This window comes from Embleya sp. NPDC020886, from assembly GCF_044333915.1.
Classification (GTDB): domain Bacteria; phylum Actinomycetota; class Actinomycetes; order Streptomycetales; family Streptomycetaceae; genus Embleya.
Map to the genome: position 1 here is coordinate 41,138 of NZ_JBIRRX010000004.1, position 24,362 is coordinate 65,499.

A 24,362-nucleotide genomic window follows, 5' to 3' on the forward strand; every position below is an offset into this window, starting at 1 on the left:
GAACCGTACCTGGGGTCGATGCGTCCCAAGCGGAGTACCACCTAGGGTGGAAGGCAACCCGGCACCACCGCCCAGGTGGCGGACAGGACAGTGGGGAGCGTCGTGGACCGGCCGGTCGGCAGCAAATATCTGCTCCAGGAAACCCTGGGGCGCGGAGCCAGTGGCACCGTCTGGCGCGCGAGCGTGCGCGATTCCGGCGAGATCGTCGCGGTCAAGGTGCTGCGCGAGGAGTTGAGCACCGACCCGGACGTGGTCACCCGCTTCCTGCGCGAGCGCTCGCTGCTGCTCAACCTGCGCCACCCCAACCTGGTGCACGTGCGCGACCTCGTCGTCGAGGGCGAGACGCTCGCCCTGGTGATGGACCTGATCGACGGCCCCGATCTGCGCACCTACCTGCGCGAGAACGGCCCGTTGCCGCCGGCCGCCGCCGCCTTGACGATGGCTCAGATCTGCGACGCGCTCAGCGTGACGCACGCGGACGGGGTGATACACCGGGACCTGAAACCGGCCAACATCATGCTCGCCCGCAACGGCGACTCGCTCTACCCGATGCTGACCGACTTCGGCATCGCCCGCCTCGCCGACTCGCCCGCGCTCACCCGCACCCACGAACTCGTCGGCACGCCCAGCTACGTCGCGCCCGAGACCGCCGAGGGCCGCCCGCTCACCCCGGCCGTGGACGTCTACGCGGCGGGCGTGGTGCTCTACGAACTGGTGGCCGGCCACCCGCCGTTCCGGGACACCAACCCGATCGCGCTGCTGCACCACCACCTGACCGAGGTACCCACCCGCGCGGCCGGCATGCCCGACGCCTACTGGCTGATCACCGAGCGCTGCCTGGCCAAGCGACCCGAGACCCGACCGGACGCGGCGGGCCTGGGCCGCGCCCTGCGGCTGGCCGCCGACATCGTCGCCGGCGTCCGGCCCGACGACGGCTCGCTCGCCCAGGTGCTGGCCGCGAGCGCGTTCGGCGCGCAGGCCGGGGCCGCCGATCCCACCCGCGCCCTGCCGCAGACCCAGGTCGGCTATCCGACCCCGCCGACCACGCCGCCGCCGACCCCGCCGAGCGCACCCAACGCGACCCGGGTGATGAGCACCCAGCCGCCCGGCTATCCACAACCGCCGCAGCACTACCCGCCGCAGCCGGCCCGGGCCGAGCCGGTGCGGCAACAGGCCGGGCCGGCCGCCGCGCCGCCGCCGCTCGCCGACCCCGGACCGCCGCCCCCGCCGCCGCCGCGCTACCGACGCGAGGAGGCGCCCGAGCGCGAGCCGCGGCGCCGCGACCGCGCCGTACGCGAACCGCGCGAACCCAGGGAACGCGAGCCCGAGCCCCGCGACCGCGAACCACGCCGCCGCCGCGGCTTCCGGCTCTCCAGCATTCCGGGCGTGGGCTGCACCATCGGCTGCCTGCTGCGGCTGGTGATCCTGGGCGCGATCCTGTTCGCCGTCTACTGGTTCAGCCCGCTGCGCGACTGGGTGCACTCCGCTATCGACGGATTCGATACCGTTCGAGGCTGGTACGACAGTGTCAAGGACTTCGTCACCGGCGGCGACAACGGCGGCGACACCAAGAATTGACGCATAGTCATCCCTTTCGCCCGTGTCGAGGACGACCTCGTACACGCCGTCCCACCCGACGGTCCCCGCATCCGGGGCCCGGCCGCGTAGGGTGCGGTCGGGGAAGTCCGCTGTGAGCACCACGCTCGCTGGGTCCACGGAGCTGCTTTGGCACGCAAGATCGGTAGCCGATACGTCGCCCTGAAGGTGCTCGGGCGCGGCGCCAGCGGGACCGTCTGGCAGGGCGAGGGACCCGAGGGACCCGTCGCGATCAAGCTGTTGCGCGAAGACCTCGCGTCCGACCAGGTGTTGGTCGCGCGCTTCGTCCAGGAGCGCACCGCGCTGACCAGCCTGGACCACCCCAACATCGTGGGCGTGCACGACCTGGTCGTCGACGGCACCGACCTCGCGCTGGTGATGGACCTGGTGATCGGCCCCGACCTGCGCGCCCGGCTGGAGCGCGAACGAGTGCTCACCCCCCGGCTGGCCGCCGCCATCGTGGCCGACGTCGCGGACGGCCTGTCCGCCGCCCACGCCGAGGGCGTGATCCACCGCGACGTCAAGCCCGAGAACATCCTGATCGACAACTCGGCCGGGGTCTCCCGGGCCCGACTCACCGACTTCGGCATCGCCCGCCTGGTCGACGCGCCGCGCCGCACCCGGGCCACCCGGATCATCGGCACGCCCGACTACCTGGCCCCCGAGATCATCGAGGGCCTCCAGCCGACCGCCGCCGTGGACGTGTACGCGCTGGCCACCGTGCTGTACGAACTGCTCACCGGCTGGACGCCGTTCGGCGGCGGCCACCCCGGCGCGGTGCTGCGCCGGCACGTCACCGAACCGGTGCCGGGCATTCCCGGCCTGCCCGACCCGCTCGCCGCCGTACTCGCGTCCTGCCTGTCCAAGGCCCCTGCGGCCCGGCTGACCGCCCGCGAATTCGGCGAACGGCTGCGCTCGGCACTGCCCGCGCTGATCGGCCTGCCCGCGTTCGACGTGCCCGACCCCAACGGGAACGTCGGCCGCCAGGACACCCCCGTGCCCCGCCCGGCCGGCGTGGTCCCGCTGGTCTCCGGCACCTCGGAGGCCGCCGACGGCAGCCGGGATACGCACACCAACCTGACCCGCCCGGTGTTCGACGGAGCGGTGCCGGTGCAGTCGCACCGGCGCGGCAAACCGGGCCGGCGCGAGGGCGGCGCACGCCGCCGGCTGATCCCGGTGATCTGCGGCGTACTCGCCGTCGCCGCGGTCGGCGCGGGCGCGGTGTGGTTCACCCGGGACGAGGGCACCCCGACCCGACCCGCCGGACAGACCTCCGCCACCCCGCGACCGGTCCCCTCCGGGAGCGCCGCCGGCTCGGCCGGACCCACCTCGGGGCGCGCCGGCGGCTACATCTGGGCCGCGTTCGCGCCGCTGCCCGCCGCCCCGGTGCTGCTCCAGGGCGGCCCGGCGGTGACCCGGACCGATGCCGAGCACAGCTACGTGGTGCAACGCGACGGCGAGGGCGCCCTGTGGTACCTCGGCAGCGACGGGCCGCGCTGGGGCGAGTGGCGCAGGCTGCCCGCCTTCCGCACCGGCGACGATCCCGCCGCGGTCAGCGCCGCGCCCGGTCGGATGGACGTGTTCGCGGTCGGTTCGACCGACAAGCTGCTCTACCGGGCCACCTTGGCCGACGGCCGATTCGGCGAGTGGACCAGGACGGACACCAGGACCAAACTCGCCGGCGCGCCCGCCGCGGTCGTCACCGGTGATCGCATCGACATCGTCGCGCGCACCGGCAGCGACGGCCTGGCCGCCGGATCGCTCACCGGGGCCGGCTGGAGCGGCTTCACCACGGTGCCCAGCGCGGGGCGGATCGAGGCCGCGCCCGCGCTCGCCACCGGCGCCCCCGGCACGCTGGACGCGTTCGTGGTGCGCGCCGGCGACCACGCGGTGTTGCACATCCCCTTCGTCGACGGCGGCTGGCGCGAACCCGAACGGGTCGGCCTGGCCGCCTCCGCGCGCCCGGCCGCCGCCTACAGCCAGGGCCGCGGCCTGGTCGTGCTGGCCCGCGACGGCAACGGCCGGCTGCTCGGCGCGGTGCCCGGCGAGGGCGGCTGGCGGCCGGTCGACCCGAACACCGCCACCGCCGACGCCCCCGGCGCGGTGGCCGCCGGACCCGACCGGGTGGACGTGTACATCCGGGCCGACAACGGCCGACTGCAGGCCGCCTCGTCGAGCCCGGACGCGGGCTGAGTCCGAGTCCGGCCCATCGTCCACTTAGGATGGTGGGGTGGCTGCCGTTGATCCTTCCGAAGAGCTCAAGTCCGTCGAATCGACCATGACGTCGATCGAGGCCGTCCTCGACCTCGACAAGATGCGGGCCGATGTGGCCGCGCTCAACGAAAAGGCGGCTGCGCCGGACCTTTGGGACGACCCCGAAGCCGCCCAGAAGGTGACGAGCCGGCTCTCGTTCCTCCAGGGCGAACTGCGCCGGGTCGAAGACCTGCGCCGGCGGCTGGACGACGTCAACGTGCTGTTCGAGCTGGCCGAGGCCGAGGACGACGCGGACACCCGCACCGAGGCCGAGAACGAGCTCACGTCGGTGCACAAGGCGGTCGGCGAACTCGAGGTGCGCACGCTGCTCTCGGGCGAGTACGACTCGCGTGAGGCACTGGTGACCATTCGCTCCGAGGCCGGTGGCGTGGACGCCGCCGACTTCGCCGAGATGCTCCTGCGGATGTACACCCGCTGGGCCGAGCGGCACGGCTACCCGACCGAGGTCTACGACACGTCCTACGCCGAAGAGGCCGGCATCAAGTCGGCCACCTTCGCGGTCAAGGTGCCGTACGCGTACGGCACGCTGTCCGTCGAGCAGGGCACGCACCGACTGGTGCGGATCTCGCCGTTCGACAACCAGGGCCGCCGACAGACCTCGTTCGCGGGCGTCGAGGTGCTGCCGGTCGTCGAGCAGAGCGACCGCGTCGACATCGACGAGTCCGAGCTGCGGGTGGACGTCTACCGTTCGTCCGGTCCCGGTGGCCAGGGCGTCAACACCACCGACTCGGCCGTGCGCATCACGCACATCCCGACCGGCATCGTGGTGTCCTGCCAGAACGAGCGCTCGCAGATCCAGAACCGCGCCTCCGCGATGGCGGTGTTGTCCGCCAAGCTGCTGGAGCGGCAGCGCCAGGAGGAGCAGGCCCGGATGAACGCGCTCAAGGGCGAGGGTTCGTCCTGGGGCAACCAGATGCGTTCGTACGTCCTGCACCCGTATCAGATGGTCAAGGACCTGCGCACCGAATTCGAGGTGGGCAATCCGCAGTCGGTGCTCGACGGCGAAATCGACGGTTTCATCGAGGCCGGAATCCGCTGGCGCAAGACGCAGCAGACCGCCGCCGCGTAGCGGGTCGGCGGGCGATGCCGACGCCGGTCCCGACCCCGACGAAAACGGGGCAACAACCCGATTCGTGACCCCGAGGGCCTCCGTGTATTCGCGGGGGCCTTCGTGGTATGCCGCGTTGCGCTTTCGTGCCGATTTTCTCGGCGAATCGGAATTAACCCCGCAACCCTCTCCGAACGCCCTTGACGCGGCATCCGCCCGGTTACCAGTCTGAACGGCGGCATTACCACGACGCATCCGATCGGAGTCCGAGGCGCATCGACAGATGGCACGGACGAGCGTCGAGGTGATGCCCAACGGCGTTTGGGACCCCACCCGCGCCGGCGCGGATACGGGGATCTCATCCAACTGGGGGTTAATTGATGACAACCAAAATGCGCGTCCGGACGGCTCGGATAGCCGCCGCCGCGCTGTTCGCGGCGGGCGCGTCCTTCGCGGTCGCGGGCGTCGCGAGCGCGACGGACGGTTCGGACGGGTGCGAGCAGACGCACACCTGCCCGGGCGGCGAGACCGAGGGTTCGACCACGGGCAGCACCGCCGGTAACACCACCGGCGGCACCGTCGTGGGAGCCACCACGGGCGGCACCGTCGTGGGTGCGACCACCGGTACCACGTCGGGTTCGACCACGGGCAACAGCACCTCGGGTTCGACCACGGGCAACACGACGTCCGGTTCGACCACGGGCAACACGACGTCGGGTTCGACGACCGGTGAGACCACGTCGGGTTCGACCACGGGCAACACGACGTCCGGTTCGACCACCGGCAACACCACGTCGGGTTCGACGACCGGTGAGACCACGTCGGGTTCGACCACGGGCAACACGACGTCCGGTTCGACCACCGGCAACACGACGTCCGGTTCGACGACCGGTAACACCACGTCGGGTTCGACCACGGGCAACACCACCTCGGGTTCGACCACCGGGAACAGCACCTCGGGCAGCTCCGGCGCGGCCACATCCGGTGGCGGCACCACGGGCGGTGGCAACACCACCAAGGGCAACTCGGGCGGTTCCGGCGGTACTTCGAAGGGCAGCACGGGCGGCAACACCGGTGGCGGCAACACGTGTGACGCCACGCACGCCTCCGGCGGCCTGGACCTGAACTGCGGCGGCGACGGGAACACCCGCACCACCAGCGGCAACGGCGACCAGCAGAACGCGCCTGTGCGCGACTTCGGCGGCGGCGACACCGCTCCGGCGGCGCAGCAGCCCGCGAACAAGGAACTGGCCTCGACCGGTTCGGGCGCCAACATGGCGTTCCTGATCGTCGGCGGTGCCGCGATGGCGGCCGGTGGCTTCACCTTCACCGTGCTGCCCGCGCGACTCAAGCGCCGTCAGCAGGCCTCCGCGGCCTGAGCCGAAGACTTGTGCCCCGGCGCGGCGGTTCCGGGGCACTGAATCCGCCGTCCCGGCGTTCCGAGCCGGGCGCACCGCGTCATCGCGAGTGCGTCTGTGCAACGGTCGGCTCGGGACCACGGACGGTGGGCGGCACCGCGGTACGACGCCGGGCTCAGGCCCGGCATCGAGAACGGGGCGCCCGCTCGGATCGGTACGCGTCGACAGGGCCCTGTCGACAGGATCGAACCGGGTTCCGGAAGCTGCGGAGCGCCGCTGTACAGCGCGAAGGCCCTGGGGGCACCCAGGGCCTTCGTGTCGTCTCGGGGGGTTGTTCTCGGCCTTCGTCGCGCGTCCGGCTCGTCGTATCCGGCCCGGCGACTCGTCTTACGGCGGCTCAGCCGCCCACGCGGGCCAGCAGCAGCGCGCACACCAAGACCAGCAGTGCGAGGGCCGCGAGCATGGCCGGATTGAGGTTGATTCCGCTCGAGCGCCGGAGCCGTTCGCGGCTCGCTCGGCACGTCGGACAGCGACCCTCGGTGACCAGGCCGGCACAGTTCGCGCACACCAGGCGGTCCAAGGTCATCTCGACTCCTCCGCCTCGATTTGCTCCACTATCACGCATCGCTACCCATAACGCTCACGACGCGGTGGGAAGTTCCCGTCCCCTTCCACTGTGCCGCTTACACTCACGGAATGGCCATGCCCGACGACCACTCTGTTCGAGCCTGGGCGCCCGGCCCCGGACAGTGTGGTCCCTTGGCCCCCTCTGTGCCCCCGGCCGTATGCCCTGCCCCCTACACTGGCGCACCGTGATGCAACCGTGATCCGATTCGACAACGTCAGCAAGACCTACCCGAAGCAGCCGCGCCCCGCGTTGCACGACGTCTCCCTCGAAGTGGAGAAGGGTGAGTTCGTCTTCCTCGTCGGGTCCTCGGGCTCGGGTAAGTCCACCTTCCTGCGGCTCGTCCTCAAAGAGGAACGACCATCGCTGGGCAACATCTTCGTGGCCGGCAAGGACCTCGGTCGGTTGTCCAACTGGAAGGTGCCGGCCCTGCGCCGTCAGGTGGGCACCGTCTTCCAGGACTTCCGCCTGCTCCCCAACAAGACGGTCTATCAGAATGTCGCGTTCGCGCTCGAGGTGATCGGCAAGCCCCGAGGCACGATCCGCAAGGTGGTACCGGAGGTTCTGGACCTGGTGGGCCTGGGCGGCAAGGAAGACCGCATGCCCGGCGAACTGTCCGGTGGTGAACAGCAGCGCGTGGCGATCGCGCGTGCCTTCGTGAACCGGCCGATGATCCTCATCGCCGACGAGCCCACCGGCAACCTCGACCCGCAGAACAGCGTCGGCATCATGAAGCTGCTCGACCGGATCAACCGGACGGGCACCACGATTCTGATGGCCACGCACGACCAGGCGATCGTGGACCAGATGCGCAAGCGCGTCATCGAGCTGGAGCAGGGCCGACTGGTCCGCGACCAGTCTCGCGGCGTGTACGGCTACCAGCACTGATCCACCGGACCACCACGGCGCGGCAGTCCGGCCGCGCCCCTAGCGACTAGGACATCATGCGCGCCCAGTTCGTCCTCTCGGAGATCGGAGTCGGTCTCCGCCGGAACCTGACCATGACGATCGCGGTGATCGTCAGTGTCGCGCTGTCCCTCACGCTGGCCGGAGCGGGTCTGCTGCTGCGCGTTCAGGTGAACGAGATGAAGGACTTCTGGTACGACCGGGTCGAGGTCTCGATCTTCCTGTGCGGCAAGAGCGACCACGGCCCCGGGTGCGAGGGCGGCGAGGTCTCGAACGAGCAGCGCGAGGGGTTCCGTCAGGAACTCAGTCGGATGGCCCTCGTGGAGAAGACCTACTACGAGACCAAGCAGGAAGCGTTCCAGCACTTCAAGGACCAGAACAAGGAATCGCCGCTGTCCGGCAGCGTGACCGCCGACCAGTTGCCGGAATCCTTCCGGGTCAAGTTGAAGGACCCGACCAAGTACCAGGTCGTGGCGAGCGCGTTCGCGGGCAGACCGGGCGTGCAGTCGGTCCAGGACCAGCGCAAGATCCTGGAACCGTTCTTCAAGCTGCTGAACAACGCGCAATGGGCCGCGATCGGCGTGATGGGCTTCATGCTCCTGGTGGCGATTCTGCTGATCGTCAACACGGCCCGGGTCTCGGCGTTCAGCCGTAGGCGGGAAACGGGCATCATGCGACTCGTCGGCGCGTCGAATCTCTACATCCAATTGCCGTTCATCATGGAATCCGCCATCGCCGGCCTGCTGGGCGGTGCGCTGGCCTCCGGTCTGTTGAGCACCGGGTTCTTCTTCGGCGTCAAGAAGGGGCTCGGGCAGCAGTTCAACGCATTCGAGTTGATCGGGTGGGGGCCGGTGCTGGCCACCCTGCCGTTGCTGGTCGTCTTCGGGGTGTTGATGTCCGCGATCGCGTCGTTCTTCACGCTCCTCAAGTACCTCAAGGTCTGACCTTCGTCCGATCCCGGGATCCGCGTGCGGATCCGCTTCGAAGGCCCTGTTCCGCCGCGGCGGAACAGGGCCTTCGAACGTCTGTATGCGACCGGATGGGTTCGTATTACTTCCATACCGGTGTGGGTCGTGGCAATCATCGACGATTGCGCGTTTCTTATGATCATGGGCGGAATTCGGACGAGGCGACTCGGATTGTCGGTGCTCGTGGTGATCACGGCCGCCGCGGTGGGTTTCGTGCCCGCGTACGCCGACGGCGACGACGGCGACGCGCACGTGCGAAAGCAGCGTGCCGACGTCGCGGCCAAGGACATGCGGGCCGACCTGGACGCGTCGCTGGCCCGCCTGGCCACCGCGGAGACCGCGTACGCGGAGGCCGAGGCGGCCGGGCCGGGCGCCCGGGCAGCCCTGGACCAGGCCCGGGCGCGGGTGGCCCGGGCGCAGGCCCGCAGCGCCGAACTGGCGCACGGCGTGGAACTGGCCCGGGCCGCGGTGGCCACCGCCGAGGCCGAGCTGCGCGATGTGGCGGCGGCGACCCAGGCGGTGCGCGAGGACGTCACGCGGCTGGTGGGTCGGGCGTACCGCAACGGCGCAATGGCGCAGTTGTCGATGATCCTGCGCGCGCAGACCCCGGCGGAGCTGCTGAGCAATCTCCAGGGTTACCGGCAGATGCTCCAGGCGGACCACGAGACGATCGCGCGGCTGGAGCGCACCCGCGACGCGATCGACCTGCGGCGGGCCGAGCTGGAGCGCCGGCGGGAGGAGGCCCGGGTCCGGCACGCGGAGGCCGGGCGACAACTGGTCGAGGTGGTCGCGCTGGAGAAGGCCGCGAACGACGCGGCGGCCAGGGTGACCGCGCTGGCGGCGCAACGCGAGGCGGCGCTGGTCACCGCGCGTGAGGAGAAGGCGGCCGACCAGCAGCGCTACGAGGCGATCCGGGCCGAGCAGAAGCGGCTGACCGAGCTGGTGAACCGGAGCAACGCGCCGGCCGCCGCGAGCGGTCGCCCGGCCGCGTCCTCGATGCAGGGCGGCGCGCTGTCCCACCCGGTGCGCGGCCCGGTCAGCTCGGACTTCGGGATGCGTTACCACCCGATCCTGGAGTACACGAAGCTGCACACCGGCACCGACTTCGCCGTCCCCGAGGACACCTCGGTGACCGCCGCCCGCGCGGGCACGGTCGTGCAGACCGGCTACAACGCGGCGTACGGCTACCGCGTGGTGCTCTCGCACGGGCGGGTCGGCGGGGTCGCGCTGACCACGACCTACAACCACCTGTCCCGGATCACCGTGCGCGAGGGGCAGCGGATCCCGCGCGGCGATCAGGTCGGCCGATCGGGCAACACCGGCTGGTCCACCGGCGCACACCTGCATTTCGAGGTGCTCGTGGACGGCGACTTCGTCGACCCGGCACTGTGGTTGTGAACGGCGTGGGGCCGGGCGGGTAATGAGCTTGCGGCGATGCGCGAGAATGCAGGGATCATGGCGAAAGAGACCGGGCGCAAGCTCATCGCGCAGAACAAGAAGGCGCGGCACGACTACCTCATCGAGGACACCCTCGAAGTCGGCCTCGTCCTGACCGGCACCGAGGTCAAGTCGTTGCGGGCCGGCAAGGCGTCCCTGGTGGACGGCTACGCCAGCATCGACGGCGGCGAGGTGTGGCTGCACAACGTGCACATCTCGGAGTACTCGCAGGGCACGTGGACCAATCACACGGCGCGGCGCAAACGCAAGCTGCTGTTGCACCGGCACGAGATCGAGAAGCTGATCCAGGAGACCCAGGAAACGGGTCACACCCTGGTGCCGCTCAGCCTGTACTTCAAGGACGGTCGGGCCAAACTCGAACTGGCGCTGGCCAAGGGCAAGAAGAACTACGACAAACGACAGACCCTGCGCGAGCAGCAGGACCGGCGCGAGACGGAGCGCGTGATGTCGAAGTACGTGCGCGGCCGCCGAGCGTGACCCGCCGGGAATGAAGTGGACCGGTCCGACGTTGGACCGTACGATGTGCGTGGTTCGGGCCGAGCAGGTGTGGCGGGTCGGGCCGTCGGGCAGGGCACCAGGGTTCCTCGGAGCCTCGGTGGTTGCTTGACAACTCAATAGGGGGTGATCGGTTTCGACTGCGGCTGTCGAAGCAGAGGAAGCGAGCCGAGGAAGCGACAATGATCTCGTTAACCACCTGTCGCAAACAAATAATCGCCGATACCAAGCGCGATTCCTTCGCCCTCGCTGCCTAAGCGAGTATCCGAAGGTGTCAGACCGGATGCGTCCCCGCTCCGGACCCTGGCATAATCTAGGGGACTCCACCGTACGACCCGGTTACGGGGTGGTACGGGACAAAAAACAGTAACTGGGCCCGTCGGTGTCTTGTCCACGTGAACACCGGGGCCGAGAAAATCGTTGTGGACTGCGCTCGGAGAAGCTCTGGTTCTGCACCGTAGGACGCGGGTTCAATTCCCGCCACCTCCACCCCTGTTGACGAAAAGACCCGGTGTGCCTGCGCACCGGGTCTTTTTGCGTTCCGGGAAAGCTGTGTGCTCCGGGAGACCGTGCATCCCGGAAGAGGCGTGCGTTCCCGAAAGCGACGAACCGGCGGCCCTGGGGGCCGCCGGTTCGCGAAGTCGAGGACACCGACCCGCCAATGCTCGCCTCTCGGCAAGTGGTCCCTCGTAGGGACTAATGGTTGGGCCCGGGGGCTTGGATCGAGCCGGTGTCGTCGACCAGCGTAGCCGACCGTCCGGCGGCGCCGGAATGATCGGCGAAGGAGGAGGATCACAGTTTGCGGAGCCGTCGGCTCCGGGTAGAGCGGGGCCGCGGCGCGGCCCGCGGCCCCGTCCGTGTCCACGAAGTGAGACCATCGGGAGCGATGCGACGCCGTGGGAAACGGGTGTCGCAGCGATCGGAGGAGAAAGAGTTCATGCCCGCAGCGCCCAGCGCCTCGTACTCGATCACGGCTCGGCTGGAGGTCCCCGCGGGGGGCCGATCGGTCAGCCGGCTCACCAATACGGTCGAATCCGCCGGGGGGTCGATCACCGCGCTCGACGTCACCGCGTCCGGCCACGAGCGCCTGCGGATCGACGTCACGATCGCCGCGACCTCGACCGACCACGCGGACCGGCTCGTCGAGGCGATCCGGCAGATCGAGGGGGTCACCCTCGGCAAGGTCTCGGACCGAACCTTCCTGATGCACCTCGGCGGCAAGATCGAGATGCAGTCCAAGCATCCGATCCGCAACCGTGACGACCTCTCGATGATCTACACCCCGGGTGTGGCCCGGGTGTGTCTGGCCATCGCGGAGAACCCGGACGACGCGCGCCGGCTGACCATCAAGCGCAACACCGTCGCGGTGGTCACCGACGGCTCCGCGGTGCTGGGCCTGGGCAACATCGGCCCCAAGGCCGCGCTGCCGGTGATGGAGGGCAAGGCGGCCCTGTTCAAGCGGTTCGCCGGGATCGACGCCTGGCCGATCTGCCTGGACACCCAGGACCCGGACGAGATCGTCCGGGCGGTGCAGGTGATGGCGCCGGGCTTCGCCGGGATCAACCTGGAGGACATCTCCGCGCCGCGCTGCTTCGAGATCGAGCGTCGGCTGCGCGAGACGCTGGACATCCCGGTCTTCCACGACGACCAGCACGGCACCGCGATCGTGGTGCTGGCGGCGCTCACCAACGCCCTGCGGGTGGTCGGCAAGAAGATCGAGAATGTGCGCATCGTCATGTCCGGCGCGGGCGCGGCGGGCACGGCGATCCTCAAACTTCTGCTGTCCGCGGGCGCCGGCCACGTGGTGGTCGCGGACGTACACGGCGTGGTGCACACGGGTCGTACGGACATGGGCGAGGACCTGCGCTGGATCGCCGAGCACACCAACGAGCAGGCCCTCAGCGGCACCCTCAAGGAGGCCGTGGTCGGCGCGGACGTGTTCATCGGCGTGTCGGCGCCGAACGTACTCGCCGGCTCCGACATCGCCGCGATGGCCCCGGACTCGACCGTGTTCGCGCTGGCCAACCCGGATCCCGAGGTGGACCCGGCGGCGGCCCTGGAGCACGCCGCGGTGGTCGCCACCGGCCGCAGCGACTTCCCGAACCAGATCAACAACGTGCTCGTCTTCCCGGGTGTCTTCCGAGGTCTGGTGGACGCGCAGAGCCGGCACATCACCAACGACATGCTGCTCGCCGCCGCGCGGGCGCTGGCGTCGGTGGTCACCGACGACGAAGTGAACCCGAACTACATCATTCCGAGTGTTTTCCACCCGGAGGTGTCCGCCGTGGTGGCGGCGGCGGTGCGGGACGCGGTGTTGGCGGAGCGGCAGAACCCTGCGGGATGAGCGTCGGAACCCTGCGGGATGATCGTCGTACTGTCCGTACGGATCCCGGTTGCAGGGGCCCCCGAACGGCCCCGTAATCTGCCGGAACCGCGAAATCACGGGGCTTTCCCAGTGATTTCGCGTGTCCTTGATTAGCTTCCGGGCATGGATGAGTGCAGGATTCGTCCCCGGGGCAAGAACAGCGAGTTGGACTGAACCACGTTTGCGACCACGTTCGTGGTCGTCGGCGGAGGTCAGCAAGACACGGGAGTGACACATGAACCGCAGTGAGCTGGTGGCCGCCCTCGCGGAGCGCGCCGACGTGACCCGCAAGGACGCGGACGCCGTACTGAGCGCGCTCGCCGACGTCGTCGGCGAGATCGTCGCCAAGGGTGACGAGAAGGTCTCGATCCCGGGCTTCCTCACCTTCGAGCGCACCCACCGCGCTGCCCGCACCGCGCGGAACCCGCAGACCGGTGACCCGATCGACATCCCGGCCGGCTTCGGCGTCAAGGTTTCGGCGGGCTCGAAGCTCAAGGCCGCGGCCTCGGGCAAGTAAGCCCGTAGCGCCCCGGAGGAAAACCGGAAGGGCGGCTTCCCCTCGGGGAAGCCGCCCTTCCGGCGTTGTGGGGTCCACCCGGACCCGTTCCGGCCCTCCTCGGGCCCCTGTGGCCCCGGGAAGGGGGCACCGGGGCCCGAGCGGCCGGCTGAAAATCGTCAGGCGACGCTCTCGGTGACCCGCATCGGCAGCTCCACGCGGGCGCCCAGGGCCTCCAGCTTGGCCTGGAAGTCCTCGTAGCCGCGTTCGATCAGGTCGATGCCGGTGACCCGCGAGGTGCCCTCCGCGGCGAGGGCGGCGATCAGGTACGAGAAGCCCGCGCGCAGGTCCGGGATGTCCAGGTCGGTCGCGTGCAGCTTGGCCGGTCCGGAGATGACCGCGGAGTGCTGGAAGTTGCGCTGGCCGAAGCGGCACGGCGTGCCGCCCAGGCACTCGCTGTAGAGCTGGATCGTGGCGCCCATCTGGTTGAGCGCGGAGGTGAAGCCGAGCCGCCGCTCGTAGACCGTCTCGTGCACGATGGACAGCCCGGTCGCCTGGGTCAACGCGACCACCAGCGGCTGCTGCCAGTCGGTCTGGAAGCCGGGGTGCACGTCGGTCTCCAGCGCGATCGCGTTCAGCGGACCGCCCGGGTGCCAGAAGCGGATGCCCTCGTCCTCGATCGAGAACGCGCCGCCGACCTGGCGGAAGACGTTCAGGAACGTCATCATGTCGAGCTGGCGGGCGCCGCGGACGTAGATGTCGCCGTGGGTGGCCAGCGCCGCGCAGGCCCAGGAGGCGGCCTCCAGACGGTCCGGCAGGGCGCGGTGGTCGTAGCCGCCGAGCTTGGACACGCCGGTGATCCGGATCACCCGGTCCGTGGTCACCGAGATGATCGCGCCCATCTTCTGGAGCACGCAGATGAGGTCTATGATCTCCGGCTCCACCGCCGCGTTGGACAGCTCGGTGGTGCCCTCCGCGCGCACCGCGGCCAGCAGCACCTGCTCGGTGGCGCCCACGCTGGGGAACGGCAGGCTGACCTTGGTGCCCTTGAGGCCGTTGGGCGCCTCGATGTAGAGCCCCTCGGGGCGCTTGGTGATCACCGCGCCGAACTCGCGCAGCACGCTGAGGTGGAAGTCGATCGGTCGGTCGCCGATCATGCAGCCGCCCAGGTCCGGGATGAACGCGCGACCCAGTCGGTGCAGCAGCGGCCCGCAGAACAGGATCGGGATCCGGCTCGAACCCGCGTGCGCGTCGATGTCCGCGACGTTGGCCTGTTCGACCTGGGTCGGGTCCATCAGCAGCTCGCCGGGCTCGTCGCCGTCGCGGACCGCCACGCCGTGCAGTTGCAGCAGGCCCTTGACGATGCGTACGTCGCTGATCTCCGGGACGTTGCGCAGCCGACTCGGCGCCTCGCCCAGGAGTGCGGCCACCATCGCCTTCGGCACCAGGTTCTTGGCGCCCTTGACGCGAACCTCGCCCTCAAGCGGGGAACCGCCGTGAACCAAGAGCACGTCGTCTTGCATGAATCCTCGCACTTCTGTGGGTACCGAAGCCGACAGGGGAGATGGGCCGACAGCGCTACACGGTAGTGGGACCGGTGCCGCTCCCGTGCCGACTCACGGCGCCGAAGGGCCCGGGAAAAAGGGTCGTTCGGCCCGTGACCGAAGGGGTCGGATGACCGTCGGCAGGCTTGCGTACTGGGCATTCGCGGGAGCGGTGCTGGTGAACCTGGTCCTCCTGTTCAATCCGGGCAGTCCGGGCGACCCGGCGCCGTTTGTTCCACATCGTGACAAGATCGTGCATTTTCTCTCGTTCGCGGCCATAGCCTGGACCGGTCGGCGTGTCGGAATCGGTCCGTTCGTGCTGGGCGCGGCGCTCGCGGCACACGCGGTGGAGAGCGAACTGGTCCAGCATTTCCTGCTTCCGCACCGCAGCGGCGACCCGTGGGACGTGGCCGCGGATCTGCTCGGCGCCCTCGGCGCGCTGACACTCGCCGGCCGACTTCCTCGCGGGGTGGCACACCGCGACGCGGCGGTTGCGGGATCATGAGCGCATGACCGAGGTAACGCTCACCGGACGCCTGCTCGTGGCCACGCCCGCGCTGGCCGATCCCAACTTCGACCGGTGTGTGGTCTTCCTCCTGGAGCACGACGAGGACGGCACCCTCGGTGTGGTGATCAACCGCCCCAGCCCGGTGGACGTCAACGACGTGCTCGTGCCGTGGTCCAAGATCGTCAGCGAGCCGCCCGTGGTCTTCCAGGGCGGTCCGGTCGCGATGGACTCGGCACTGGCCATCGCGTCGGTGCCGGGCGGGGCCGAGCCGCTGGGCTGGCGTCGTGTGCACGGCGGCCTGGGGCTGGTCGACCTGGACGTGCCGCCCGAACTGGTCGCCGCCGACTTCGGCTCGATGCGGGTGTTCGCCGGGTACGCGGGGTGGGGGCCGGGGCAGTTGGAGACCGAGCTCAAGTCCGGTGCGTGGTACGTGGTCGACTCCGAGCCGGGCGACGCGTTCACACCCGCGCCGGACCGGCTGTGGCGGGCGGTACTGCGGCGCCAGGTGGGCGAGTTGGCCATGGTCGCCACGTATCCGGAGGATCCGACGCTGAACTGACGGCGGGGCGGGGCCGGAGCGGGGCCGGGCCCGGGTGTGCGCCGGGTGGTGCGGACCGCGACGCGGGCGTGATCCAACGCGCCGTTCGGTGCCGCCGACGTCTGGCTATCCTGGTGGGCATGACCACTCCCCAGAGCTTCCCGGAGCCGGAGCACGGGACGGGCACCGGCACGCTGATCGAGGAGACGCCGAAGCTCTCCCACGGCGACGGTGACCACGAGCGCTTCGCGCACTACGTCCAGCGCGACAAGATCATGGAAAGCGCGATGTCCGGGAGCCCGGTCATCGCCCTTTGCGGCAAGGTCTGGGTGCCGGGTCGCGACCCGAAGAAGTACCCGGTCTGCCCGATGTGCAAGGAGATCTACGAAACGATGCCGGCCGGCGGGGCCGGTGGCGACAAGGACAAGAGCGGTGGCAAGAGCGGCGGCAAGAAGTAGGTCGCCGCGGATGTACTGATGGTGCCGGAGGCGTCGGTCGTGGTGACCGGCGCCTCTTGCGTTGCCCGGGTGCGGGGCTTCGGGTGTCGGGTTCGGCTTCCGGTCCCGCCTCCTGTCTCGCATCCCGTTCGGGTGGCGTCTCTCGCATCCCGTCCGGGTGGCGTTCGGCGGCGCGCCGGCGTCGCGTCTCGTGTCGGTCGGGAAGGTCCGTTCGATTTGATCGGAGGCCGGTGTTTTACGGCTTCGGAGCGGGTCTGGGCGGGCCTGGTGGCGTTCGGGGGTGCCGGGGTTTCGGGTTGCCTCAAATCTGTGCCGGGTCGGCCCTTTCGGTCGGCGCGTGGCAATAGGGTGGGCGGCGCTGTGGACGCGACGATCTTGATGCCGCTGTCGCTCGACGAGGCCGTGGATGCCCTCGCGCGCGATCCCCGGGCACTGCCGGTGGCCGGGGGGACCGACCTCATGCCCCGCGTCAACGCCGGAACGGTGCGACCGCCGGCCCTGGTGGGTCTGGCCAAGGTCGCCGACCTGCGGCGGTGGGGTTACGAGGGCGATTTCGTCATGCTCGGCGCCGGGCTGACCTGGGCCCGGCTCGCGGACGCCGACCTGGCCTCGCTCGTCCCGGCGTTGGCCGCCGCCGCCAACGAGGTGGGCACCGCGCAGGTGCGCGCGATGGGCACGCTGGGCGGCAACATCCTCGCGAGCGGCCGCGCCGCCGACTCGCTGCCCGTACTCGCCGCCCTGGAGGCCACCGTGTCCTGCCGTTCGCCGGGCGGAGTGCGCGAGGTCGCCCCGCATCTGCTCGCGCCCCAGGCGGGCCCGATCGCCGAACAACTGTTGCGCCCGGGGGAGTTGATCACCGGGGTGCGGGTGCCGTTGCTGCGCGGCGTGCAGGAGTTCGTCAAGGCGCCGGTGGGTGGTGGGCGACACCTGACCCTGGCGCTGGTGGCCGGTCCCGTGGTCGGCGACGTGCGTTGTGCGGTCGGCGGGGCGCATCCCGGTCCGGTGCGCGCGTTCGCGGCCGAACAGTGGCTGGCGGGACGGATGGACCCGCACACGGGTCGGCTCTCGGACGCGCGCGACGCGGCCGACTTCGGCCGGTTGGTCGCGGACGAGATCCGGCCCGAGGCGGAACAGCGGGCCGCCCGGGCGCACCTGCGGCACGTGGTCGCGGTGTGCGCGCGGCGCGCGGTACAACGGGCGTTCGGCGGATGAGCGGCCCCGGGTTCGACTTCGACGCGGCCCCCACCACGTCGTACGTCCTGCGCGTCAACGGCGAGGCGCGGCTGATCGAGAACGCCTGGATCGGCGAGAACCTGCTGTACGTGCTGCGCGAGCGGCTCGGCCTGCCCGGCGCCAAGGACGGCTGCGGACAGGGCGTCTGCGGGACCTGCACGGTGCACCTGGACGGGGTCGCGGTCTCCGCGTGTCTGGTCGCGGCGGCCACCCTGGGCGACCGCGAGGTGCGCACCATCGAGGACCTGGACAACGACCCGGAGACCACCGGGGTGCAGCGCGCGATGGTCGAGTCCGGCGCGGTCCAGTGCGGATACTGCGTGCCGGGAGTGGTCGCGTCCGCGTGTGCGCTGCTGGCCCGCAGCTCCGAGCCGGGCGAGGTGGAGATCCGGCGGGCGCTGGACGGGCACCCCTGTCGGTGTGCCGGGCCGCATCCGATGGTGGACGCGGTGCGCACCGCGGCGCGCAGGCGCGCCCCGCGCGAGACCCACTCGACGATGATGTTCAACGTGATCGCGCCGCCGGCGGCCGGCGGCACCGAGTGATCGGCGAGACCAAGTGATCGGCACGAATCGGTGATCGGCGAGTCCGCACCGCGCCCCGACGGGGACGCCAAGGCACGGGGGCGGTTCTCCTACACCGGCGACCTGTGGGCGCCCGGCCTGCTGTGGTGCGTGCTGGTGCGCTCCCCGTACCGGCACGCGCGGATCCTGGACGTGGACCCGGCCGGGGCCTACGCGGTGCCGGGGGTGCGCGGCGTGGTCACCGCGGCGGATCTGCCGCCGGGCGCGTGCCATGGGGTGATCGTGGCCGACCGGCCGGTGCTCGCGGACGGCGTGGTGCGCTTTGCCGGGGAGGCGGTCGCGGCGGTCGCCGCGGAGACGCTGCACGCGGCGCGGGCCGGCGCCGCGGCGGTGCTCGTGTCGTACCAACCATTGGAGGCCGCCTCGGATCCCGAACACGCCTTCGCCGGGCCGCCGTTGCATCCGGACGGCAATGTGCTGCGGCACATCGCGCTGCGCCACGGCCGGCCGGTCAAGCTGCGCCGGGACGGCACGCCGGTGGACGAGGTGGTGGTCGAGGGGCTGTACGAGGTGCCCGCGCAGTACCAGGCCAACCCGGCCACCGACGCCGCGCTCGCGCTGCCCTCGCCGGACGGCGGCGTCGAACTGCACGTGGCGTCGCCGTATCCGCACGCGGATCGGGACCAGGTCGCGGAGTGTCTGGGGCTGCCCGCCGGGATGGTCCGGTTGATGCCCACCGGCGCGGGCGGCTCCGCCGGCACGCGCGAGGACGTCGGACTGACCGCCGTGGTCGCGCTGTTGGCGCTGCGCACCGGGCGGCCGGTCAAGGCGGTGCTGGAGCGGGACGAGTCGTTGTCGGTGGGCGGACATCGGCACGCGGCCCGGATGAAGTACACCCATCGGGCGGATCGGGACGGCCGGTTGCTCGGGGTGGAGGCGCAGATCATCCTGGACGGCGGCGCGTACGCGGGTGTCTCGGCGGAGGTGATCGGGCGGCTGATCGGCTGCGCGGCCGGGCCGTACATGGTGCCGTACGCGGCGGTGGACGCGTGGGCGGTGCGGACCAACAATCCGCCGGCGGGGGCGATGCGTGGGCCCGGCGCGGTGCAGGTGTGCTTCGCGCACGAGGCGCAGATGGACAAGCTCGCGGACGCGCTGGGGATGGACCCGGTGGAGTTGCGGCTGCGCAACGCGCTCAGCTCCGGAACGATGTTGACGACGGGTCAGGTACTGGACGGGCCGGTGCCGGTGGGGGCCGCGTTGCGGGCGGTGGCCGAGGCCGCGCCGCCGGCCGCGCCGCCCGCGCCCGGGACGTTGCGCGGGACGGGGTACGCGGTCGGGTTGATGCCGCTGCTGGGCATCGAGGGGGCCGACGAGTCGTCGACGGCGACCGTGCGGCTGGACGGTGGCGTGGTGACGGTGACCTGCGCGGCGGTCGAGGTCGGGCAGGGCTTCGTGACCCTGGTCCGGCAGATCGTGGACGAGGTGTTGGGGGTGCCGGACGCGATCGTGCTGCAGGCGGGCACCGCGTTGCCGACGGCCGGGGCGCCGGGGGTGGGGCGGCATACCTGGCTGACGGCGGGCGCGGTGGAGCAGGCGGCGCGGGAGATCCGCGAGCGGCTGTTGGCGCCGGTGGCGGCGCGGTACGGGATGACGGCGCGGTTGTTGGACGTGCGGGACGGGCGGATCAAGTCCTACGACGGGCTGATCGACCTGTCGGTGGACGCGATGTACGAGGACACCGCGACGGTGACGACGGCGGGCGCGTGCCGGGCGCCGAGCACGGAGCCGCTGGACGACGCGGGGCAGGGCAACGCGTACCCGGCGGTGGCCTTTTCGGCCTGTCGGGTCGTGGTCGACCTGGATCCGGAGTTGGGCACGATCCGGGTGGTGGACGTGACCGGCGCCTACGACGCGGGGCGGGTGTTGGATCCCGGGCAGGCCCGGGTGCGGGTGGAGAGTTCGGTGGCGATGGGGGTCGGGCTCGCGCTGACCGAGGACATCGAGTCGGTGTGGTCGCCGCCGGGGACGTGGGACGTGCCGGCGGTGCGGGTCGCCGCGTGGATCGAGGAGCCGCAACCTGGCGCGCCGTTCGGCGCGAAGGGCCTGGGCGACGCGGCCGTCGTGCCGGTGCCGGCCGCAGTCGCGGCGGCGGTGCGGGATGCGACGGGGCTGGAACTGCCCCGGTTGCCGCTGCGGCCTCGGGACGTGGTGGTGGAGTAGCGGAGGAGCAGCGGGTGTTGCTCGGGCTGGTCGGGTTGCTCGGGTGGCTTGGTGCTGCTCGGTGCTGCCGGGTGCTGCTCGGGGATAAGTAGGTTGATATGCCAGGGTCTAGGCTGTCTCGGTGACAGCCGTAGGGGAGTCGAAGTCCACGCGACGCAGCGCCGAGACGTCCGGCGATCGGGAGCCCGGGGTGCTGACCCGGCCCTATCTTCAGCTCACGCTCGGCATCGTGTCGGTCGTCCTGCTGATCGCCTTCGAGGCGATGGCCGTGGGCACCGCGATGCCGGTGGCGGTCGAGGAACTCGACGGCGTGCCGCTGTACGCCCTGGCCTTCTCCGCGTTCTTCACCACGAGCCTGCTCGCCATGGTGGTCTCCGGCGAATGGTGTGACGCGCGTGGACCCCGACTGCCGCTGTTCGGCGGGATCGGGGCGTTCGCGGCCGGCCTCGTGCTGGCCGGCACCGCTCAGTCGATGTGGCCGTTCATCGCGGGCCGGGCCGTGCAGGGCCTCGGTGGCGGGCTGGTGATCGTGGCGCTGTACGTGGTGGTCGGCAAGGCGTACCCGTCCGCGCTGCGCCCGCGGGTGTTCTCGGCGTTCTCCGCGGCGTGGGTGCTGCCCTCGATCGTCGGGCCGCCGGTGGCCGGTCTGGTCACCGATCACCTGGGCTGGCGCTGGGTGTTCCTGGCCATTCCGGTGCTCGTGGTGTTGCCGATCATGATGATGCTGCCGCAGCTCAAGCGGATGGCGGGCGAGCCGGATCCGGACGCGCGGATGAACCGGGGCCGGATCCGGGCCGCGCTCGGCGCCTCGGTGGGCGCGGGCATGTTGCAGTACGGCGGCCAAGACCTGAACGTGCCGGGCGTGTTGTCGGCGGTCGCGGGCCTGGCGCTGATGGTGGTGACGGTGCCTCGGCTGTTGCCGGCGGGGACGTTGCGCGCGGTGCGCGGGCTGCCGGCGGTGATCCTGTGTCGGGGTGTGCTCGCGAGCGCGTTCTTCTCGGTCGAGTCCTTCGTACCCCTGATGCTGATCAGCGAGCACGGCCTGTCGCCGACGCGGGCGGGGCTGACGCTGACCGTGGGCGCGCTGTCCTGGGCGCTGGGGTCCTGGTACCAGGGCCGCTCGCCGCACGAACGTCGGCCGCTCCTGGTCCGGATGGGCTTCCTCTTCGTGGCCGTCGCGATCGGCGGGGCACTGCTGGCGCTGGTCCCCGGCGTATCGCCGTACGTGGTCACGGTCGGCTGGTTCTTCGGCGGCGCCGGCATGGGCATGGCCGTCTCGTCGATGAGCGTGCTCACCCTCGACCTGTCCACCCCGGAGGAGTCGGGCACCAACTCCTCCTCCCTCCAGGTCGCCGACTCGCTCGGCACGATCGTCATGGTCGGCCTGGCCGGCGCCATCTTCGCCGCCCTCCACGAGGGCACCGGCAAGGACTCCGGCGTCTTCACCCTGATCTTCGCCATCATGCTCGCCACCGCCCTCCTCGGCACCCTCCTCGCCCCCCGCCTCCACCCCACCCCCCAAACCCCCTGACCGCTCGGTTCGGGACGTGTCGGGACGACGTCGGGGTGGGGGAACCCGGTGGGGGCTCGGGTAGCCTGAGGGCTTGGTGTCGGGTGGAATTCCGGGTTGGAGCAGAGTCGTCGCAGTGAGTATTGCAGCCGCGTCCCATCTGTCCCCGGCCTTCCCGAATCGTGCCTCCTGGGGTACGGCGAACAAGCTGCGTGCGTGGCAGCAGGGGGCCTTGGACACCTATCTCGAACGGCAGCCTCGGGACTTTCTCGCGGTGGCCACGCCGGGTGCCGGCAAGACGACGTTCGCGTTGCGGATCGCCTCGGAGTTGCTGGAGGCGCACGTGATCCATCAGGTCACCATCGTTGCGCCGACCGAGCATCTCAAGAAGCAGTGGGCCGAGGCCGCGGCACGCATAGGTCTGCGGATCGACCCGAATTATTCGAGTTCGTCGGGGCCGGTGTCGCGGGAGTATCACGGGATCGCGGTCACCTACGCGGGTGTCGGCGTGCATCCGATGTTGCATCGGCGGCGGGTGGAGAACCGTAAGACGCTGGTGATCCTGGATGAGATCCACCACGCGGGCGACAGCAAGTCGTGGGGCGAGGCGTGCATGGAGGCGTTCGAGCCGGCCACGCGCCGGCTCGCGCTGACCGGCACGCCGTTTCGGTCGGACATCAATCCGATTCCGTTCGTCGCGTACGTGGAGGGCAAGGACGGCATTCGGCGTTCGTCCGCCGACTACACGTACGGCTATGGCCACGCGCTTTCGGACGGGGTGGTGCGGCCGGTCATCTTTCTGTCGTATTCGGGCGACTTGAGGTGGCGGACCAAGGCCGGGGACGAGATCGCGGCCTCGTTGGGCGAGCCGATGACCAAGGATGCGATCAGCCAGGCCTGGCGTACCGCGCTGGATCCGCAGGGTGCCTGGATGCCGCAGGTGTTGCGGGCCGCGGACAAGCGGTTGGGCGAGGTGCGCAAGGCGATTCCGGACGCGGGTGGGTTGGTGATCGCCACCGACCACGAGTCGGCGCGGGCGTACGCGCGGATGATTCGGGAGATCACCGGGCAGGGCGCGACCCTGGTGTTGTCGGACGACACCGGCGCGTCGAAGAAGATCGAGGACTTCTCGGCGTCCGAGGATCGCTGGATGGTCGCGGTGCGGATGGTGTCCGAGGGGGTGGACGTGCCTCGGCTTTCGGTGGGGGTGTTCGCCACCACGATCTCCACGCCGTTGTTCTTCGCGCAGGCCGTGGGCCGATTCGTCCGGGCCCGGCGGCGGGGCGAGACGGCCTCGGTGTTCCTGCCTTCGGTGCCGACGCTGCTCCAGCACGCGAACGAGATGGAGATCGAGCGCGATCACGTGTTGGACCGCCCGAAGAAGGAGGGCGGGATGTACGACGAGGAGGACGCCCTCGTCGCGCAGGCCAACGCGCAGCAGGACGAGCCGGGGCAGCAGGAGGAGTTCGCGTTCGAGGCGCTGGAGAGCGAGGCGCGGTTCGACCGGGTGTTGTTCGACGGTGCGGAGTTCGGGCTCCAGGCGCACGTGGGCAGCGAGGAGGAAGAGGAGTACCTCGGCCTGCCCGGACTGCTCGAACCCGACCAGGTGCAGATGTTGCTCCAGTCCCGGCAGGCCAAGCAGGTGGCCAAGAGCCGGCGCAAGCCGGACCAGCAGGCCGACCTGTCGGAGAAACCGGCGGACCAGCGACCGGTGGTGACGCATCGTCAGATGACCTCGATGCGCAAGGAACTCAACACGATGGTGGCCGCGTGGCACCACCGCACCGGGCAGACCCACGGGCAGATCCACAACGAGCTGCGCCGGGTGTGCGGCGGGCCGGCGGTGGCCCAGGCGTCGGCCGGGCAGTTGGAGGCGCGGATCGGGAAGATTCGCGAGTGGGCCACGTCCGGGCGGTGAGATTCGCGGCGGCCGGGGCGCGACTCGGGCCGGTACGGGGAGTCGGTTCGTGGCCGGCGATCTCATGGGTTGGGACGGTGTGTCCGGCTGGTGAGTACGGGGCTGCTCGGTCGTGGTCCTGGGGACACGTGTCGAGGATCGCATTTGGCGATTTGTGCGGTATGTGCTAAACGTCCTGGTTCAGCGGAGATTTTTCCTGTCCGTATCCCGGATATCCGGTGCCAAAACTGCCCTCTCTGGTTAGCGTGATCTTCCGACGCGCCGCGCAGGAGGAACCGTCCTTCGCGGACGTGGGAATCCGTTCGGCCTGCCCGCCG

General features: G+C 70.7%; 21 protein-coding genes and 1 other RNA gene. 19 read left to right on the forward strand and 3 right to left on the reverse strand.

The genetic code is table 11. The features are described 5' to 3' along the window. The first annotated feature begins 102 nt into the window (after positions 1-102). The 3 genes from ACH4U8_RS15170 to prfB all read left to right on the forward strand — a co-directional run bounded on the left by ACH4U8_RS15170 (position 103) and on the right by prfB (position 4,939). Positions 103-1,578, forward strand: a complete 1,476-nt coding sequence (locus tag ACH4U8_RS15170; RefSeq protein ID WP_395778254.1) for a serine/threonine-protein kinase — start codon at positions 103-105, stop codon at positions 1,576-1,578. Positions 1,579-1,725: 147 nt separating this feature from the next. Further along, positions 1,726-3,789: a protein kinase gene (locus ACH4U8_RS15175; protein ID WP_395778256.1), complete on the forward strand. Its 2,064-nt coding sequence runs from the start codon at positions 1,726-1,728 to the stop codon at positions 3,787-3,789. A 37-nt stretch (positions 3,790-3,826) separates the two neighbouring features. Continuing rightward, positions 3,827-4,939, forward strand: a complete 1,113-nt coding sequence (gene prfB / locus ACH4U8_RS15180) for a peptide chain release factor 2 (RefSeq protein WP_360307264.1) — start codon at positions 3,827-3,829, stop codon at positions 4,937-4,939. A gap of 352 nt (positions 4,940-5,291) precedes the next feature. Here prfB and ACH4U8_RS15185 read toward each other — a convergent pair whose 3' ends face one another. Beyond that, entirely contained in the window at positions 5,292-6,017 is a 726-nt protein-coding gene (locus tag ACH4U8_RS15185; protein WP_395778258.1) for a hypothetical protein, read from the reverse strand. 88 nt (positions 6,018-6,105) lie between these two features. Between ACH4U8_RS15185 and ACH4U8_RS15190 the strand changes: the two genes are divergently transcribed. After that, entirely contained in the window at positions 6,106-6,297 is a 192-nt protein-coding gene (locus tag ACH4U8_RS15190; RefSeq protein ID WP_360307270.1) for an LPXTG cell wall anchor domain-containing protein, read from the forward strand. A gap of 376 nt (positions 6,298-6,673) precedes the next feature. On the opposite strand, the gene ACH4U8_RS15195 is transcribed toward ACH4U8_RS15190, so the two are convergent. After that, positions 6,674-6,862: a hypothetical protein gene (locus ACH4U8_RS15195; protein ID WP_360307273.1), complete on the reverse strand. Its 189-nt coding sequence runs from the start codon at positions 6,860-6,862 to the stop codon at positions 6,674-6,676. A 237-nt stretch (positions 6,863-7,099) separates the two neighbouring features. On the opposite strand from ACH4U8_RS15195, the gene ftsE reads away from it, so the two are divergent. The 7 genes from ftsE (at position 7,100) to ACH4U8_RS15230 (ending at position 13,610) form a co-directional block, all read left to right on the forward strand. Next, a complete protein-coding gene (gene ftsE, locus ACH4U8_RS15200; RefSeq protein ID WP_020553326.1) occupies positions 7,100-7,789 on the forward strand; it encodes a cell division ATP-binding protein FtsE in 690 nt (229 codons plus the stop codon). A 56-nt stretch (positions 7,790-7,845) separates the two neighbouring features. Continuing rightward, positions 7,846-8,751, forward strand: coding sequence for a permease-like cell division protein FtsX (gene ftsX, locus ACH4U8_RS15205; protein ID WP_360307276.1), 906 nt, complete (start codon positions 7,846-7,848; stop codon positions 8,749-8,751). Positions 8,752-8,916: 165 nt separating this feature from the next. Beyond that, positions 8,917-10,173 carry a M23 family metallopeptidase gene (locus ACH4U8_RS15210; protein WP_379992829.1) on the forward strand — a complete coding sequence of 419 codons (1,257 nt, stop codon included), beginning with the start codon at positions 8,917-8,919 and terminating at the stop codon, positions 10,171-10,173. A gap of 57 nt (positions 10,174-10,230) precedes the next feature. Continuing rightward, complete coding sequence (gene smpB / locus ACH4U8_RS15215; protein WP_360307776.1) at positions 10,231-10,710, forward strand: SsrA-binding protein SmpB; 480 nt, start codon at positions 10,231-10,233, stop codon at positions 10,708-10,710. Between the two features lie 140 nt (positions 10,711-10,850). Next, positions 10,851-11,220, forward strand: a transfer-messenger RNA (tmRNA) gene (gene ssrA, locus ACH4U8_RS15220). A 445-nt stretch (positions 11,221-11,665) separates the two neighbouring features. Beyond that, positions 11,666-13,072 (forward strand): NAD-dependent malic enzyme, encoded by a 1,407-nt coding sequence (locus ACH4U8_RS15225; protein ID WP_395778260.1) that lies wholly within the window; start codon positions 11,666-11,668, stop codon positions 13,070-13,072. 256 nt (positions 13,073-13,328) lie between these two features. Further along, positions 13,329-13,610 carry an HU family DNA-binding protein gene (locus ACH4U8_RS15230; RefSeq protein WP_355539945.1) on the forward strand — a complete coding sequence of 94 codons (282 nt, stop codon included), beginning with the start codon at positions 13,329-13,331 and terminating at the stop codon, positions 13,608-13,610. Between the two features lie 158 nt (positions 13,611-13,768). On the opposite strand, the gene murA is transcribed toward ACH4U8_RS15230, so the two are convergent. Beyond that, entirely contained in the window at positions 13,769-15,112 is a 1,344-nt protein-coding gene (murA, locus tag ACH4U8_RS15235; RefSeq protein WP_360307285.1) for a UDP-N-acetylglucosamine 1-carboxyvinyltransferase, read from the reverse strand. Between the two features lie 151 nt (positions 15,113-15,263). Between murA and ACH4U8_RS15240 the strand changes: the two genes are divergently transcribed. The 8 genes from ACH4U8_RS15240 to ACH4U8_RS15275 all read left to right on the forward strand — a co-directional run bounded on the left by ACH4U8_RS15240 (position 15,264) and on the right by ACH4U8_RS15275 (position 24,045). Next, positions 15,264-15,638, forward strand: a complete 375-nt coding sequence (locus tag ACH4U8_RS15240) for a hypothetical protein (protein ID WP_360307288.1) — start codon at positions 15,264-15,266, stop codon at positions 15,636-15,638. A 4-nt stretch (positions 15,639-15,642) separates the two neighbouring features. Further along, positions 15,643-16,200 (forward strand): YqgE/AlgH family protein, encoded by a 558-nt coding sequence (locus tag ACH4U8_RS15245; RefSeq protein ID WP_360307291.1) that lies wholly within the window; start codon positions 15,643-15,645, stop codon positions 16,198-16,200. A gap of 119 nt (positions 16,201-16,319) precedes the next feature. Further along, a complete protein-coding gene (locus tag ACH4U8_RS15250; protein ID WP_360307294.1) occupies positions 16,320-16,637 on the forward strand; it encodes a DUF3039 domain-containing protein in 318 nt (105 codons plus the stop codon). 378 nt (positions 16,638-17,015) lie between these two features. After that, positions 17,016-17,849 (forward strand): FAD binding domain-containing protein, encoded by an 834-nt coding sequence (locus ACH4U8_RS15255; protein ID WP_360307779.1) that lies wholly within the window; start codon positions 17,016-17,018, stop codon positions 17,847-17,849. Next, complete coding sequence (locus tag ACH4U8_RS15260; protein WP_395778262.1) at positions 17,846-18,415, forward strand: (2Fe-2S)-binding protein; 570 nt, start codon at positions 17,846-17,848, stop codon at positions 18,413-18,415. The genes ACH4U8_RS15255 and ACH4U8_RS15260 overlap by 4 nt, the downstream gene beginning before the upstream one ends. 30 nt (positions 18,416-18,445) lie before the next feature. Further along, on the forward strand, positions 18,446-20,617 hold the full coding sequence (locus tag ACH4U8_RS15265) for a xanthine dehydrogenase family protein (RefSeq protein WP_360307300.1): 2,172 nt from the start codon (positions 18,446-18,448) through the stop codon (positions 20,615-20,617). Between the two features lie 121 nt (positions 20,618-20,738). Beyond that, positions 20,739-22,148 (forward strand): MFS transporter, encoded by a 1,410-nt coding sequence (locus ACH4U8_RS15270; protein ID WP_395778264.1) that lies wholly within the window; start codon positions 20,739-20,741, stop codon positions 22,146-22,148. Positions 22,149-22,263: 115 nt separating this feature from the next. Then, the gene (locus ACH4U8_RS15275) at positions 22,264-24,045 is read left to right on the forward strand and encodes a DEAD/DEAH box helicase (protein ID WP_360307312.1); all 1,782 of its coding nucleotides are present in this window, start codon (positions 22,264-22,266) and stop codon (positions 24,043-24,045) included. Positions 24,046-24,362 lie beyond the last annotated feature (317 nt).

Excerpts from the sequence above, each read along its gene's own strand:
- ACH4U8_RS15255 (WP_360307779.1), top strand. The coding sequence starts at position 17,016 with ATGCCGCTGTCGCTCGACGAGGCCGTGGATGCCCTCGCGCGCGATCCC.
- ACH4U8_RS15260 (WP_395778262.1), top strand. The coding sequence starts at position 17,846 with ATGAGCGGCCCCGGGTTCGACTTCGACGCGGCCCCCACCACGTCGTAC.
- ACH4U8_RS15240 (WP_360307288.1), top strand. The coding sequence starts at position 15,264 with ATGACCGTCGGCAGGCTTGCGTACTGGGCATTCGCGGGAGCGGTGCTG.
- ACH4U8_RS15210 (WP_379992829.1), top strand. The coding sequence starts at position 8,917 with ATGGGCGGAATTCGGACGAGGCGACTCGGATTGTCGGTGCTCGTGGTG.
- ACH4U8_RS15250 (WP_360307294.1), top strand. The coding sequence starts at position 16,320 with ATGACCACTCCCCAGAGCTTCCCGGAGCCGGAGCACGGGACGGGCACC.
- ACH4U8_RS15230 (WP_355539945.1), top strand. The coding sequence starts at position 13,329 with ATGAACCGCAGTGAGCTGGTGGCCGCCCTCGCGGAGCGCGCCGACGTG.
- ACH4U8_RS15245 (WP_360307291.1), top strand. The coding sequence starts at position 15,643 with ATGACCGAGGTAACGCTCACCGGACGCCTGCTCGTGGCCACGCCCGCG.
- murA (WP_360307285.1), bottom strand. The coding sequence starts at position 15,112 with ATGCAAGACGACGTGCTCTTGGTTCACGGCGGTTCCCCGCTTGAGGGC.
- ftsX (WP_360307276.1), top strand. The coding sequence starts at position 7,846 with ATGCGCGCCCAGTTCGTCCTCTCGGAGATCGGAGTCGGTCTCCGCCGG.
- smpB (WP_360307776.1), top strand. The coding sequence starts at position 10,231 with ATGGCGAAAGAGACCGGGCGCAAGCTCATCGCGCAGAACAAGAAGGCG.
- ACH4U8_RS15225 (WP_395778260.1), top strand. The coding sequence starts at position 11,666 with ATGCCCGCAGCGCCCAGCGCCTCGTACTCGATCACGGCTCGGCTGGAG.
- ACH4U8_RS15195 (WP_360307273.1), bottom strand. The coding sequence starts at position 6,862 with ATGACCTTGGACCGCCTGGTGTGCGCGAACTGTGCCGGCCTGGTCACC.